The following is a 14,719-nucleotide window of genomic DNA, read 5'->3' on the forward strand; positions in this document are numbered from 1 at the left end:
CAAACCGTTAATTCTCGATTTCTCCGATTGGGATAATATAATCAGCCATTGGGATATGCGCTTTCTCAGCCCCATTGCATTAGCTTGGGGCTTTTTCTTTTTAGCGCTATGTAATTTTTTCGTTTAGTATTTGCAAAAACACCTTAAGGCGATTACTTTTACCTAAAAGATTAGTTGTTTAATTAAGTGCAACGTTTAGTCAGCCAGTACGTCTATTATCGAACCAAGCCAGATTTTTAGTCTGTCACATTTTTTATATCGTTTATCACATTTATCTGTACCATAAAAACGTAGCACCTAATTTTAGCTTGCTTATTTAAAATATACATGAAGAAACTCTTACTTTCAATCGCCCTTACCTTAGCTATTTTTAATTTATTTGCACAAAAAAACGGAAGCATTACTGGAATTTTAGCCAATAGCGCCAATCACAAAACCACCTTAAATTACTCAACGGTTTCAGTATATAAAGTTGGCGATAGTATATTGAGCACTTATAAATTATCGGATGACAAAGGCGTTTTTAAAATCAATGGCTTAACCATAGGTGTAAAATACCGTTTAGTGGTAACCGCATGGCAGTATGGAACATACCGGAAAGAGGTTGAACTAACTGCAGCCAATCCTGCATTAAATTTGGGTACCCTCTATCTTTCCGTTAAGGCAAATGATTTAAACGAAATTGTAATTTCGGGAGAAAGACCACCTGTAATTGTACGTAAAGATACTATTGAATTTAATGCAGAATCCTTTAAAACCCTGCCATCAGCGGTGGTAGAAGATCTGTTAAAAAAGCTTCCGGGCGTTACTATTGCAGCCGATGGCTCTATACAGGTTAACGGTAAAGCAGTTAGTAAAATTTTAGTAGACGGAAAAGAGTTTTTTGGTGGCGACCAGCAGATTGCGACCAAAAATCTACCTGCTAATATCATAGATAAGGTGCAGGTGGTTGATGATAAACAGGCCAAAAGACGTGATCCGGATTTAACAGCAGCAGAAATCCCGCAGATTATCAATTTAAAGTTAAAAAAAGCGATTAAAAAAGGGGCTTTCGGCAAATTGTATGCTGGTGGAGGTTTAAAAGACCTTTACCAAGCAGGTGGATTAATGAACTTAGAGATACCACACAGGTAAGTATATTGGCTTATGGCAACAACATCAATCAGCCAGGCTTTAACCCCAATGATGTGCAACGTATAGGTGAGTTTAGCAGAAGTGGTGTAAACTCTATGATGATGACCTCGGGAGGTTATTTCGAGTTCAACGGTATCAATTTCGGCGGAAGTTATAATGGTGTTCAGGCTTCATCGGGTGGTGGTTTTAACTTTAATACTTTAACCAAGAAAGGAATCAAAATTAACACCCAATATTTCTTCGGCCGATCGGATAATCTTCTGGAGAAACTCACCAATACCAACCAAACATTAGGTACCGACAGACTGATTACCAACGCCAGCGAAAATACCAATTCTCTTATTCTAAAACACAATATTGGTGGAAAATTAGACTGGCAAATCGACTCTTTAACACAACTGACGATAGAGCCGGCAATTGTGCTCAGCTCTAACAACTCGGTAAGCAAGGTTTCTTCAAGCAATAATAACGCAAATAATCAGCTCATTAATATGCTCGCTAATTTGAATGACCTGAATACATCAAGCAACAAATATCAGTTAAGGGTCGATTTTAGTAAGGATTTTAAAAAAGCAGGAAGATCTTTCAATATTGGAGCCGATATTTCTGCAACCCCTAATCCAATTATCAATTATAACAGGAGCATTAGTGTTTTTTACCTTAAGCCGTCTACGTTAGAAATTGATCAGTTAAGGAATAATACCATTGATAATTTCAGGTCTTACTTCTATGGCAATTATACCGAACCAATTAGCAAAAAACTGAATTTTAAAGCAGATGTAAGCGGAAACATCATCAATAACGAAAATGCATTAAGTACTTTTTACCGCAATCCGGCTAACCAGCTGTACGATATTATTGTACCAGATTTATCGCAAACTGTTAAACAGGCCGGTTTTAAAACCAATACGAACATCAGCCTTGGTTATAAAGTAACAAAAGATCTTTACCTTCAACCGGGATTGGTACACAACTATATTTCATTAAACAACCGCTTTACCAATACCGTTGATATTAATCAGCGTTATAATTTTATATGGCCAACCTTTCAATTAAAATATAAAATATTCCGCTTTAACTATTCGGCCCGTTTTACAGAACCTAATGTAAGTTATCTTCAGCCAGTGGCCGACAATACCAATGCATTTTACATCAGAAATGGAAACCCAAATCTACTGCCCGCCCGTATGCAGGGCTTAAGCATGAATATGTACAAATATGACCCTAAAAGCCTGATCAATTACAATTTATACGGTTATGGTAATTTCACAAAAAACGGCATTGTTAACGCTATCACCATAAATAACGGAGTTCAAACGATTAATCCCGTTAACAAAAATGGCATCTATAATTTTAGTGGAGGGGCCAATATTTCGAAAGATTTCAAAAAAGATAAAACAAGTTTAAAAGTGGGTTTGGGCTTCTGGGCCAATTTTGATCATAGCCCTGTTATTGTGAACAACATGGAGAGCGATGCAAATGTGTTTTATGTAGGGCCTAACGGAAGTATAAGGTTAGACCTAAACGATAAGGTAGAAATTAACCAGTCGTATTCGGTAAACCTGAATCGCAGCAGGTACGATGATAGCTATTACACTAACATTAGCTACAATACCCACCAAAGCACATCCGAACTGATTATCCGTTATCCCAAAAAACTGGTTTTCGAAACCAGTTATTCTTTAACCATCAATGACCAAAAAATTGCCGGATATAACAATAACATCAAATTCTGGAATGCTGCTCTTACTTACCTATTCATGAAAAATGACAGGGCACAGTTAAAATTCTCTGTGAATGATATTTTGCAGAGCAATGTACGTAGGAACATCGAGATTACGGGCAACAGCGTTATCGATACGCAGAGTAATAACCTGGGTAGATATGGCATGCTTACCCTTACTTATAATATTCAAAACTTTGGCCAAAAAGTTGGTGGCAGACAAACGTTTTTTAATTTTTAATCCCGTGGTCTGTGTCTCCACAGACCACAGTAAAAACTCCCGGCTTCAAACCCTTCATAATGGTCTGTGGGGACACAGACCATGGAAATGATTCATTACAAAAACATCTCCGCAAGTAACTCGTACGATTTTATCCGGTCTTCAAAATGCTCGGTAATGGTAACCGCCATCAGTTCATCAACATCATAATCGGCAGCCAGTTTGGTAAGCCGCTCTTTAATTACAGTTGGGGTGCCGTAAATCATTCGTGGTTTATTGGCCTTAACCCGTTCCTGCTCTGCAGCGTTATAACTGATGTCTTTAATATCGTTCCAACCTACAGCAGTTAAACCTCCACCCTTTTCTAGCTGGAGAAAACGGTAAGCCATTAATGCCTCCTGCTGTTTTACCTTTTCTTCGTCTTCAGAGCAGAAAACAAAAAGTGCCACGTTTTCAACGGGTTTTGCCAAATCAACCGAAGGTTTAAAATGCTCCCTGTAGTATTGGACAGCCTGTGGTCCTCCACGCGGGTTAATAAAATGTGCAAAAGAAAAGCCCATTCCAAAGTGTGCCGAAAATAAGGCACTTTGCCCGCTGCTGCTCAAAAGCCATTGTTGCGGAACAGTTTCAGCAATGGGAATGGCTTTTATTTTGGCCTGGATACCACCATCAGAGGTATCATGCAAGTAATGTTGCAGCTCACGCAGTTGTTCTACAAAATCCTGCTCGCTCCAATTGTTTGATGGGTTAAGCATCGAAGCCGTAATGCGGTCGGTACCCGGTGCACGGCCCATACCCAGATCGATCCGGTTAGGGTGCATCACTTCCAGCAAACGAAAACTTTCTGCAACCTTTAATGCACTATGGTTGGGCAGCATAATACCGCCAGAACCTATCCTTAAAGTTTTGGTATGATTGGCCAAATGGGCAATTAAGACTTCGGGCGTTGAACCCGCTAAACTGGTGGTATTGTGATGTTCTGAAACCCAGAAACGGTGATATCCCAATCTTTCGGTTTCTTGTGCAAGTATAGTGGTTTCTTCAATGGCGCGGCGGGCTGTAACACCCTTGCGAACCGGCGATTGATCTAACACACTTAGTTTAATTTTCGTATTGCTCATATTCGTATCCTAACAAATTTATGAGCCTGCTCATTTAAAACATGAGTTCGAAAAGCTTTATGACTTTTAGATTATTGCGCCAAAGTCAATTTGACCAAATACTGATCTTCGCCATCGTCAAAAATCAATTCAGCATTCCATCCTGTTTCTTTAGCAATCTGTTTAATTGTTTCTTCATCTATATAAATCCAATTAAACCAATTGCCTTTTTCGCCCTTATATTCATACTGATAAGATACCTCGCCATAATATTGGTTTTGCGGTTTCGGCATATCTTCGTATAAATAAGCAATATCAGAAGAATCGAAAATAACCTGTCCATTGGGATTGATGAGGTCTTTTAGCTTGATCAGGAAATCCTTAAAACCGGGCAAAGTTCCGGTTAAACCGATGCCGTTCATAAGCATAATAATGGTATCGAATTTCTCCTGATAGGTAAAAACATCTTGTATGAATGCTTTTTTTACACCACGCGCTTTTCATAATATCAACAGCTGCTTCGGAAATATCAATAGCCGTTACATCGATATTAAAAGCCTGTAAAAGTAAAGCATGACTGCCAACACCGGCACCAATATCCAATACCTTTCCACTGCACATGTGCAAAGCCTGAAGCTCTAAAACGGGCATATCTTCATCATCACGAAAGAAGAATTCTAAAGGCATTTCTTCTGGTTCGCCATACGAATTGTGCAACCAAAGCGTATCAGCCTCGCCGGTTCTATAAATATCTGTTAACGCTTTACCAAAAACATCCATGTGGGCAAAGATAGGGAGGAAAGCTGAAAGACTAAAGTTTAAAGAAAATGAGGAGTCAAAAAACCATCATTACAGCAAATAAGTTATAAGTTAGTCGGGAATAAGGTAGCAGGGAGCGCTGAGCGATGTCTTGAAAGAAAGCAGGAAACAAGGAAACAGAGAGAAAAAAAAATGCAATTCGACATGTTACTCGAAGAAATCATTAGTAAAAGCAACTTGCATCTGGCCTATGATCGGGTTGTAGGGAACAAAGGGGCTGCTGGAGTGGATAATATTGGTTTTTCAGACTTTTCCGAACAAGTTCAAACTGAATGGCTATTGATCAAAAGCCAACTGGAGCAAGGCAAATATCGGCCTAAAGCAGTCAAGCGGGTTAAGATTCCTAAGTCTAATGGAGGAATCCGTTTACTAGGTATTCCTACTTATATGGATAGGCTGATTCAACAAGCTATCTCGCAGGTACTGGTTAAACTGTATGATCCTGATTTTTCGGAAAATAGCTATGGTTTTCGTGCTGCGAAGAATGCCCATCAGGCCTTAGAAAAGGCAAAGGAGTACATCAACGCAGGTTATAGCCATGTTGTAGACCTTGATCTGGAGCAATTCTTTGACCGGGTAAACCATGATTATCTGATGAACGAACTAAGTAAGAATATCGATGATAAGCGAGTGTTAAAACTCATTCATAGTATACTTCGGGCGGATATTGAGGATGATGGGAAGTTGGTGCATTGTAAACAAGGCGTTCCACAAGGAGGGCCACTAAGCCCATTACTTTCTAATATTATTCTGGATAAACTGGACAAGGAACTTGAAAGGCGTGGACACCGTTTCGTGCGGTATGCTGATGATTGTAGTATCTATGTGAAGAGCAAACGGGCAGGAGATCGGGTAATGGAAAGTATCAGTGCTTACCTTGAAAAGGAACTAAAACTCAAAGTAAATGTAGAGAAGAGTGTGGTGACCCGGCCATGGCTAACCCGATTACTAGGGTTTACTTTCTATCATAAGAAGGGCTCCAAGGGTATTACCGTACACCGGAAAAGCATTGTCATCTACAAGGATAAGATCCGTGGCATCACCTGCCGAAGGAAACCCTCTACGATGGAAGATCGGATGATGCAAATCAGACAATTGAACCAAGGTTGGGGAAATTACTTTAAGTTGAGTGATGCTAAAACGGTATTCGGAGAGTTGGATGAATGGGTTCGTAGTCGTGTTCGACTATGCTACTGGGTTCAATGGAGACAGGTAAAAACTCGTGTTAAGCAGCTTGAGAAACTAGGGGTAAAACCCTATCAAGCCTATCAATGGGGAAATACCCGTAAAGGCTATTGGAGAACGGTGCATAGTCCGATCCTGACCAGGTCGCTTAACAATGCATTTTTAAAGAAACAAGGGCTACTAAGTCTTAAAGAAATAGTAGCCCCTAAAGCTGTTTATGTTTAATGAACCGCCGTATGCTGAACGGCACGTACGGTGGTGTGAGGGGACAGGTAATCAAATAATGATTACCTTCCTACTCTATACGTATCGTCATGCTGAACTTGTTTTACAAGTAGAAGTAGTATTTTTAATTGTCTTGTAGCTACTAAGTGGTCAGCATCTTTCCTGCTAGAGATAGATCCTGAAATAAATTCAGGGTGACGACTATGAGTTAAAGTATGTATTTCTTAGTTATTCTTTGGCATCAAGCCTAAGTTCATCACATAATTGCCAGATTGTTGCATAAAATCGCCCATTACTTTTAACGATTCATCTTCAATAAAATCGAAAGCATCTTGCTTGGTAATTTTATCTCCTTTTTTAATGGCAGGTAATCCTCTTAATGCCCTTAATTCATTCTGTCTGGCAAGTGTTTTAGCTTCTTGTGCATCGCGCTCAGCTTTAAGTTTTGCCTCATTTAAGGTGACAGAAACTTCATTGTCACGTTTTTTAAGATCGGCAATATCTTGTTTCAGGTATTTAAAATCCAATGAGTTTGCGATACGCTGCTCGCTGTTTTTAACCAACTGTGCTTTAACAGGGGTCAGATTTGCAACTGCTTTAAAGCTGGAGCTCGGAATAACGTCCCATGGTAAGGCAGATGATTCGGTATCTTCTCCAATTTTATTCATCGGATAAACTGAAGGGAAAACAACATCAGGTGTTACACCTTTATGCTGCGTGCTGCTTCCTGCTACACGGTAAAATTTGGCCATGGTTAGGTTAATCTGACCTAAGTTAATATCAGCCGGGCTTGCTCCGCTTGGCGACGTGCCAACGGTTTTATCTTTAGAAATTAATCCTGCTACCCTTTGCAACATACTTGGGTTTACCAATTTGTTTAAATCGATAGAAGATTGAACGGTACCTTTACCATAAGTTTGGCTACCCATAATAATACCACGGCCGTAATCCTGTATAGCACCGGCGAAAATTTCTGATGCAGATGCGCTTAAACGGTCTACAATTACACCAAAAGGCCCATCCCAGGTTACACCGCTATTTTCATCCTCGTCCACTTCAATTTTACCGCGTAAATCTTTTACCTGAACTACAGGACCTCTATCAATAAATAAACCAGTTAATGAAATGGCTTCAACTAATGAGCCTCCACCGTTTCCACGTAAATCCATTACGATTGCATTTACCTTATCGTATGTTTTTAACGAGTCGATTAATTTTCTAACATCGCGGGTAGTGCTTTTGTAGTTTTTATCACCTGCGTTTGCTGCTTTAAAATCAGCATAGAACGCTGGTAGGGTAATAATCCCGATTTTATAATCTTTACCATTACTGTTAATGGTTTTAACTTTTTTCTTGGCAGATGTTTCTTCCAAAACAATTTTATCGCGAACCAATTCGATGATAACCGGTTTAGAGGACATTTCTTTTCCAACAGGGATAACTTTTAAACGCACCTTGGTTCCTTTCGGACCTTTAATTTTCGATACGGTGTTATCCAATCTCCAACCCACTACATCAACAAATTCTCCATCACCCTGGGCTACGGCAATTATGCGATCGCCAGCACTCAGTTGTTTACCTTTAAATGCAGGTCCGCCAGCAATAATTTCAGAGATTTTAACGACCTCGTTTTCTAATTGTAAACGGGCGCCAATACCTTCGAAAGAACGGGACATATCTTCGTTAAATGCTGCTGCGTTGGTTGGGTTAAAATAATTGGTATGTGGATCAATAGATTCGGTAAAAGCATCCATCAAAATCTGGAATACATCCTGATTATTGGTTTTTGAAGTTTGCGACTGTAAGTTCTGGTAACGTTTAGTTAATGTTTCTACGTTCTTTGCTTCCACTGTTCCAGCTAGATTTAAGTTGATCAGTTCGTATTTAACACGTTTTTTCCAGGTATCGTTTAATGCAGATGAAGAAGTTGCCCAAGGCTGCTTCTCTCTGTCGTATACGTAGCTGTCGGTTTGATTAAAATCGTATTTTGTTTTAATCTGTGCTAAAGAATAGGTAAAATATTCGTTTAACCTTTTGGCATAAACGTTATAGATGAAAAACGGGCCGCTTAGATCGCCATTTTTGAAATCATCATCCAAAGTATATCTGTATTTTTCAAATTCCTTGATATCCGAAGCCAAAAAGTAATTTTTGCCCTGATCTAAAGACTTGATATACTTATCTAAAATGATCGAAGATATAGAATCGTTGATCTGAATTTTTTTATAATTATAACTCTCAATCAAATTTACAACCTCTTTTATAACAAGTTGTTGCTGCTCATCAGGTTTTACGTTGGTAACACCCTCAACCATTGGCTGAGTTTTAGGTGCAGCATGACAAGCAAGTACTGCCGCAGTAAAAATTACAAAAAATATTCTCTTTAACATCTCTTTAAATGATTTAAAATCCATTTCCAATTCTATATAGCCAATATGCTACCATTTTAGCAAAAAAACAAAAAAGAGACAGCATTATTACCGTCTCTTGTTAAAACTTTATCAAATCTAACTAAAAGCTTTTTATTTAACAATTTCTTATGTAGAACGTTGAGCGTTATTTTTGTTTTGATCGATACTCAAAATTTGACCAATTACAGACCTTTAAGCGCTATATTACCAGTAATATAGGAAGATTTATAGAAAACCAGGTGTTTAAATTAGCTTGGATTTACCTTTTTATTGGTGGTTTTGCTGGCGATCGTTTCCCTGGCGTCTTTGATCTGCGTTTTGTACTGAGTTGTTTTGATCGAGTTGGCAAGCCATTCGGCCGATTTCAGATCTCTCAGGGCAAGCGTAAAATCTTTCTTTTTAATTTTAACCTGAACAATGCCTAAAATAGATTCGATATATGAATTGTTGCTTTTTAGCTGTTTTGCCAATATACCCTGTTGAGTGTAAAACCACATCGATTGGGTATACTTGGTATTGGCCAGATAAACTTTGCCTAAAAGGTTATAGGTGTTCATTACTCCTGCTCTGTTTCCGGTTTTAGAATAATTTTTTAACGCCACATTTAAAAGAATCTGCTCCGCATCAGTGAAACGGCCAAGCTGATAATGCATACTACTCATCTTGATAACGGCCTGTCCGTACCTGTTGAAATTTTTTATGGCATTGTATTCGAAAGCTGCTTTACCAAATAAGGTGAGGGCCTCGTTGTAATCGCCTTTTCGCTCTAAATCTTCTGCTTCCTCAAAAAAAGAATTGCCGTCTTCCAGGTCAAATTTAGATACGGCTATATTTATAGCACTACCGTTAGGTTCTTGGATCTCAGATTTATCTATATTTTGAGCTTGTAGTTGTAATGATGCAAAAAGGCCAATTAAAGCCAATACAATCTTGGTCATGCAACAAAAATAATACTTTAAATCCAATTTTAGCTAAATACCTGTAAATTAACATCAAAAGATGCCCAAACCATGTATGGATGCGAGTCGCAATGGTACACTTCGCCTGCTGCAGAAATGCCTACAACGCCCGCAAAGCCATCAAAAGCTTTAAGTTCGGCAAAAGATTTATCTGATGCTTCCTTTAAAGAAAAACCATCGGTAACACGGGTTACAATTTTTGCGGCTAAGGCACCGCTTACAATATCTTCACCTACTCCGGTACAAGAAATACCTGCATATTGATTGGCATAGTTGCCTGCCACGGTTGCAGAGTCACTCACACGACAAGGGATTTCGAATCCTTTTCCCCCGGTGGAGGTTGCTGCTGCTAAATTTCCATCTGCATCGAGTGCTACACAGCCCACCGTTCCTTTATTGTTTTTTTGATTTAATTTAGCTTCGTATTCTAATTGGCGCTGCGGGGTAATCGGATCGAAATATTCAAATCCATTTGTTCTTGCAAATTGCTGGGCACCATCACCACTAAGTACCCGGTCATCATATGTTAATAAACGCTGTGCAATCTGTATAGGGTTTTTAACATCCTCAACATTAATTACGCCGCTAAATTTTTCTGTTTTACCATCCATTAGGGCAGCGCTTAACCTCACTTTTCCATCGCTTTGGATCTGCGAACCGATACCAGCGTTAAACAGCTCGTTATCTTCTAACAGCGCAACAGTATAAACCACGGTTTCTAAAGCAGTATGTGTTTTCAGATATTCGTATCCGAGCGTAACAATCGAAGCCAAAGCATCTTGTTTAGCTTTTTTCGTTTCCTGGTTGGTAGACGATTCGCTGAAGAAGCCGCCATGTATGATTAGTTTCATCTACTAGATTTGAGTATTGAGACATTTGATGTGAGACTTAGGCCTTAAACCCTAAACCCTCCACCTTAAACCTTTTTAGGCTATCGGAACAACCTTTGGATGATGGATCACTAAGCTATGGTCTGTTAAATCATAAACGTCGCCATCGCACATTACATGTACCACCATGTTTTTAATTGAAACAGGCTGACCCATCTCTACGTCTGTTAAATTGGTATCAGCCATATTGCGGCCATCTACTAAAATTACCATGCCAGAGCCGATTGCTTCCATCGTATGGCCATCAGAGATGAAAAGCCCCGTATCTTCACCAAGACCAATCCCTAATATACCAGGATTGCTGGCAGCAGCATATAACAAGCGGCCAATTCTTCCGCGTTGAACAAAATGTGTATCAACAATAACATCATCAATAAAGCCTAATCCGCCGGTAATTTTAACCTCTCCCTTAAGCAAAGCATCTTTACTGCTACCCTGATAAATCATGTTTTTAGAGCTTGCGGCCGCCCCTGCAGAAGTACCGGCAATTACTACAGGTTCATTTCTGTATTTCTCTAGTAATATTTGATGGATTTTTGTTCCACCAAAAATTGAAGAAAGACGGAGCTGATCACCACCGGTAAAAATAATTACTTCGGCTGCTTTGATACGTTCATAATTTTCATCAGAATTGGCTTCCTCACGGTTGGTAATATTAAGCACACCAACATTGTGCACATCTAATTGTGCATAAGCCTTGATATATTCTTCACCAACTTTTTCGGGCATTAATGATGCTGTAGTGATGATCTCGAAGCGAGATTGAGTATCTTTTAATGATTCTGTAGTAATCCGTTTTAAAATTCCACGCTCAAAAAAATTCATATTCTCAGGCAGTCCAAATTGCGTTTCTGCGAAGCTACCTGTGTTTATTGCGCCACCAATGATGATGAGTTTACCTTTCGGAACCATTCTTTGTGTATTATAATTGTATCAAAAAACCCAAATATATAGGCTTATGATAAAAAACACGACTTTTTTTGTCAAGAATATTCAATTTATTAACAAACGTTAAAATATTATAACCTAAAATTAACAGGATTGTGCTTGAAAATAAAACAAATACGCCTTAAAATTGATTTAGCTAAATGGAACGTCTAATTTCAAAATAAATGCATAATTTACCGTCATCAATTTTATTCTAAAAATTGAGTTAAAAAGGCTGTCCCAAACGCTTGTTTTAAATAAAAAACGAACAAAACATTACATGAAGATATCAAACATACAAGTATTAAGAGGGCCAAACATATGGTCAATTAGCCGAAAAAAATTGATCCAGATGCGTTTAGATCTGGAAGATTTGGAGCAAAAACCAACCAACGTAATAGAAGGATTTAGCGAAAGGATTGAGAAACTCTTGCCCAGCATGTTTACACACCGCTGTTCTAAGGGAGTTGAAGGTGGCTTTTTCACCCGGGTAAAAGAAGGAACATGGATGGGGCATGTAATTGAACATATTGCTTTAGAAATTCAAACTTTGGCCGGCATGGAAACCGGTTTCGGCAGAACCCGCCAAACTAAAACTGAAGGTATTTATAATGTTGTATTCAGTTATCTGGAAGAAAAGGTTGGTGTTTACGCTGCTGAAGCTGCAGTTAAAATTGCCGAAGCCCTGATCAATAACGAAGAGTACGATTTGGAGCACGATATCCGCAGGATGAAGGAAATCCGTGAGCTGGAAGCATTAGGGCCAAGTACAGGTTCTATTGTGGAGGAAGCCGTAAGTAGAAGTATTCCATGGATCAGATTAAATAAAAGCTCTTTGGTGCAATTGGGATACGGTAAAAATCAGGTCCGTTTTAGGGCAACCATGACGGAAAAAACCAGTAGCATTGCCGTAGATATTGCCAGCAACAAGGAAGAAACAAAACGTTTGCTTACCGAAGCCGCCATTCCAGTGGCCTCAGGAGTAACGATTTCAAATCCTGATGATCTGGAGGCATCTGTTAAAAAAGTTGGATTTCCTTTAGTTTTTAAACCACTTGATGGCAACCATGGTAAAGGTGCAACCATTAATGTGAAAACGATGGAAGATGCGGTTGCAGCTTTTGAATACGCCAAAACCTACTCACGAAAAGTAATTATAGAGAAATTTATTACCGGTTTCGATTTTAGGGTGCTGGTAATCGATCATAAAGTTATAGCTGCTGCACAACGCGATCCTGCACATGTTAAGGGGAATGGAATTCATACGATCCAAGAATTGATCGATAAGGAGAATGAAGATCCACGCCGTGGTTATGGTCACGAAAATGTGCTAACTGAAATTGCTGTCGACCGGGATACTTTGGATCTGCTGGCCAAAAAAGAATATACCTTAGAAACTATTCCCGAAAAGGGAGAAGTGGTTTATTTAAAATCTACTGCAAATTTAAGTACAGGCGGGACATCTATCGATGTAACTGACATTGTACATCCACAGAATATTTTTATATGTGAAAGGATTTCGAGGGTAATCGGATTGGATATCTGCGGTATCGATATCATGGCGCAAGACCTTACTCAGCCATTAACCGAAAACGGAGGTGTGGTTTTGGAAGTTAATGCAGCACCAGGATTCAGGATGCACCTTGCACCAAGTGAAGGCTTGCCTAGAAACGTGGCTGCATCGGTTATTGACATGCTGTATCCACAGGGAAAATTATCACAGATTCCGATTATTGCTGTAACCGGAACAAACGGAAAAACCACTACTACACGGTTAATTGCGCACATTATCAGAAGTAATGGTAAACGTGTAGGTTTTACCACCAGCGACGGTGTGTATGTGCACAACACGATGCTAATGAAAGGTGATACCACTGGACCGGTAAGTGCTGAGTTCATTTTAAAAGATCCAACAGTTGAATTTGCGGTACTAGAAACTGCCCGAGGAGGAATTTTAAGGGCTGGACTGGGATTTAATGCATGTGATATTGGCGTAGTAACCAATATCCAGGAAGATCATTTGGGTATTTCAGATATCCATAATCTTGACGATCTGACACGTGTCAAAGCGGTTGTGATCGGGGCAGTGCGCCGTAAAGGTTGGGCAGTATTAAATGCCGATAATGGCTATTGCGTTCGAATTGGCAAAGATGCGCGCTGTAATGTTGCTTATTTTAGCATGGATGAAAATAACCCGGTGATTAAAGAACATTGTAGAAAAGGTGGAATTGCCGCCATTTATGAAAACGGATATATTACTATTAAAACAGGCGACTGGAAATTAAGGGTAGATAAAGCCACGCACATTCCATTAACTTTTGGTGGTTCTGTGAATTTTATGATCCAGAATGTGCTTGCAGCAACATTGGCAACCTATTTATGGGGCTATAAACCTGAAGATATCCGTTTATCGCTGGAAACATTTATTCCTTCTGCGGCGCATACCCCGGGAAGGATGAATATTTTCAGGTTCAAAGAATTTAAAGTACTGGTCGATTTTGCGCATAACCCTGACGGATTTAACGGCATAAAAGGTTTCTTGCAAGGTGTAGAGGCTACCGAACATGTAGGTATTATTTCGGCAACAGGAGATAGAAGAGATGAGGATATTATCGAAACTGCCCGCATTTCGGCTCAGATGTTTGATAAAATTTATATTTGCCAAGAGAAATACCTGCGCGGGCGACAACCACAGGAATTAGTTGACCTGCTTGTAAAAGGCATCAAGGAAGTTGATCCGGATAAAGAGATCATTATCAACAATAAAAGCACCGAATGTTTGCAGATCGCGATCGAAACTGCTAAAAAAGGCTCTTATTTAACGATTCTAAGTAACACCATCGATAATACGATCCAACGCGTTACCGAACATTTAGATCGGGAATTGGAAGCGTAAGTAACTAATTTATTCTGCCACCGATCGTCATTACGAGGGGTAATTTATTTTATAAAAATTAATATGAGTGACGTTTAATTGATTTCTTTTGCCCTAAGGCGCTGTCTTGCCTCGGCTCGCCGCCGCCAAAGGGCTCTTTCTTTTTGGCATCAAAAAGACCAGCATAGCTAGCTTGAATGCCGTTGAAAACATAAAAGCCCATGAAAAAACAAAAAATGCCGGCTGAAAAT

General features: G+C 39.3%; 11 protein-coding genes. 4 read left to right on the forward strand and 7 right to left on the reverse strand.

What is annotated here, in order from left to right; translation table 11 throughout:
• Positions 1-327 precede the first annotated feature (327 nt).
• Complete coding sequence (locus tag AW17_RS16295) at positions 328-1,134, forward strand: TonB-dependent receptor (protein WP_029278214.1); 807 nt, start codon at positions 328-330, stop codon at positions 1,132-1,134.
• Positions 1,135-1,139: 5 nt separating this feature from the next.
• The gene (locus AW17_RS16300; protein WP_029278216.1) at positions 1,140-3,098 is read left to right on the forward strand and encodes an outer membrane beta-barrel protein; all 1,959 of its coding nucleotides are present in this window, start codon (positions 1,140-1,142) and stop codon (positions 3,096-3,098) included.
• Between the two features lie 95 nt (positions 3,099-3,193).
• On the opposite strand, the gene AW17_RS16305 is transcribed toward AW17_RS16300, so the two are convergent.
• The 3 genes from AW17_RS16305 to AW17_RS25295 all read right to left on the reverse strand — a co-directional run bounded on the left by AW17_RS16305 (position 3,194) and on the right by AW17_RS25295 (position 4,957).
• Positions 3,194-4,198, reverse strand: a complete 1,005-nt coding sequence (locus AW17_RS16305) for an LLM class flavin-dependent oxidoreductase (RefSeq protein WP_029278217.1) — start codon at positions 4,196-4,198, stop codon at positions 3,194-3,196.
• 71 nt (positions 4,199-4,269) lie between these two features.
• Positions 4,270-4,605, reverse strand: coding sequence for a hypothetical protein (locus AW17_RS25290; RefSeq protein WP_342422224.1), 336 nt, complete (start codon positions 4,603-4,605; stop codon positions 4,270-4,272).
• Positions 4,559-4,957 (reverse strand): class I SAM-dependent methyltransferase, encoded by a 399-nt coding sequence (locus AW17_RS25295; RefSeq protein WP_342422226.1) that lies wholly within the window; start codon positions 4,955-4,957, stop codon positions 4,559-4,561. Before AW17_RS25295 ends, AW17_RS25290 begins: the two co-directional genes overlap by 47 nt.
• Before the next feature lie 183 nt (positions 4,958-5,140).
• Between AW17_RS25295 and ltrA the strand changes: the two genes are divergently transcribed.
• Positions 5,141-6,406, forward strand: coding sequence for a group II intron reverse transcriptase/maturase (gene ltrA / locus AW17_RS16315; RefSeq protein WP_036670172.1), 1,266 nt, complete (start codon positions 5,141-5,143; stop codon positions 6,404-6,406).
• A gap of 224 nt (positions 6,407-6,630) precedes the next feature.
• Here ltrA and AW17_RS16320 read toward each other — a convergent pair whose 3' ends face one another.
• From AW17_RS16320 to AW17_RS16335, 4 genes are all read right to left on the reverse strand, one after another.
• Positions 6,631-8,796 carry a carboxy terminal-processing peptidase gene (locus AW17_RS16320; RefSeq protein ID WP_245235083.1) on the reverse strand — a complete coding sequence of 722 codons (2,166 nt, stop codon included), beginning with the start codon at positions 8,794-8,796 and terminating at the stop codon, positions 6,631-6,633.
• A 269-nt stretch (positions 8,797-9,065) separates the two neighbouring features.
• Complete coding sequence (locus AW17_RS16325) at positions 9,066-9,755, reverse strand: tetratricopeptide repeat protein (RefSeq protein WP_029278222.1); 690 nt, start codon at positions 9,753-9,755, stop codon at positions 9,066-9,068.
• Positions 9,756-9,784: 29 nt separating this feature from the next.
• Positions 9,785-10,627 carry an isoaspartyl peptidase/L-asparaginase gene (locus AW17_RS16330; protein WP_029278224.1) on the reverse strand — a complete coding sequence of 281 codons (843 nt, stop codon included), beginning with the start codon at positions 10,625-10,627 and terminating at the stop codon, positions 9,785-9,787.
• A 75-nt stretch (positions 10,628-10,702) separates the two neighbouring features.
• Complete coding sequence (locus AW17_RS16335; RefSeq protein WP_029278226.1) at positions 10,703-11,578, reverse strand: cyanophycinase; 876 nt, start codon at positions 11,576-11,578, stop codon at positions 10,703-10,705.
• 295 nt (positions 11,579-11,873) lie between these two features.
• Here AW17_RS16335 and cphA point away from each other — a divergent pair, with 295 nt between their 5' ends.
• Positions 11,874-14,489 carry a cyanophycin synthetase gene (cphA, locus tag AW17_RS16340; RefSeq protein ID WP_029278228.1) on the forward strand — a complete coding sequence of 872 codons (2,616 nt, stop codon included), beginning with the start codon at positions 11,874-11,876 and terminating at the stop codon, positions 14,487-14,489.
• The last annotated feature ends 230 nt before the right edge of the window (positions 14,490-14,719 follow it).

It is taken from the genome of Pedobacter borealis DSM 19626 (assembly GCF_000708285.2).
Lineage (GTDB): Bacteria > Bacteroidota > Bacteroidia > Sphingobacteriales > Sphingobacteriaceae > Pedobacter > Pedobacter borealis.

Excerpts from the sequence above, each read along its gene's own strand:
- AW17_RS16295 (WP_029278214.1), top strand. The coding sequence starts at position 328 with ATGAAGAAACTCTTACTTTCAATCGCCCTTACCTTAGCTATTTTTAAT.
- AW17_RS16305 (WP_029278217.1), bottom strand. The coding sequence starts at position 4,198 with ATGAGCAATACGAAAATTAAACTAAGTGTGTTAGATCAATCGCCGGTT.
- AW17_RS25290 (WP_342422224.1), bottom strand. The coding sequence starts at position 4,605 with ATGCTTATGAACGGCATCGGTTTAACCGGAACTTTGCCCGGTTTTAAG.
- AW17_RS25295 (WP_342422226.1), bottom strand. The coding sequence starts at position 4,957 with ATGGATGTTTTTGGTAAAGCGTTAACAGATATTTATAGAACCGGCGAG.
- ltrA (WP_036670172.1), top strand. The coding sequence starts at position 5,141 with ATGTTACTCGAAGAAATCATTAGTAAAAGCAACTTGCATCTGGCCTAT.
- AW17_RS16320 (WP_245235083.1), bottom strand. The coding sequence starts at position 8,796 with ATGTTAAAGAGAATATTTTTTGTAATTTTTACTGCGGCAGTACTTGCT.
- AW17_RS16325 (WP_029278222.1), bottom strand. The coding sequence starts at position 9,755 with ATGACCAAGATTGTATTGGCTTTAATTGGCCTTTTTGCATCATTACAA.
- AW17_RS16330 (WP_029278224.1), bottom strand. The coding sequence starts at position 10,627 with ATGAAACTAATCATACATGGCGGCTTCTTCAGCGAATCGTCTACCAAC.
- AW17_RS16335 (WP_029278226.1), bottom strand. The coding sequence starts at position 11,578 with ATGGTTCCGAAAGGTAAACTCATCATCATTGGTGGCGCAATAAACACA.
- cphA (WP_029278228.1), top strand. The coding sequence starts at position 11,874 with ATGAAGATATCAAACATACAAGTATTAAGAGGGCCAAACATATGGTCA.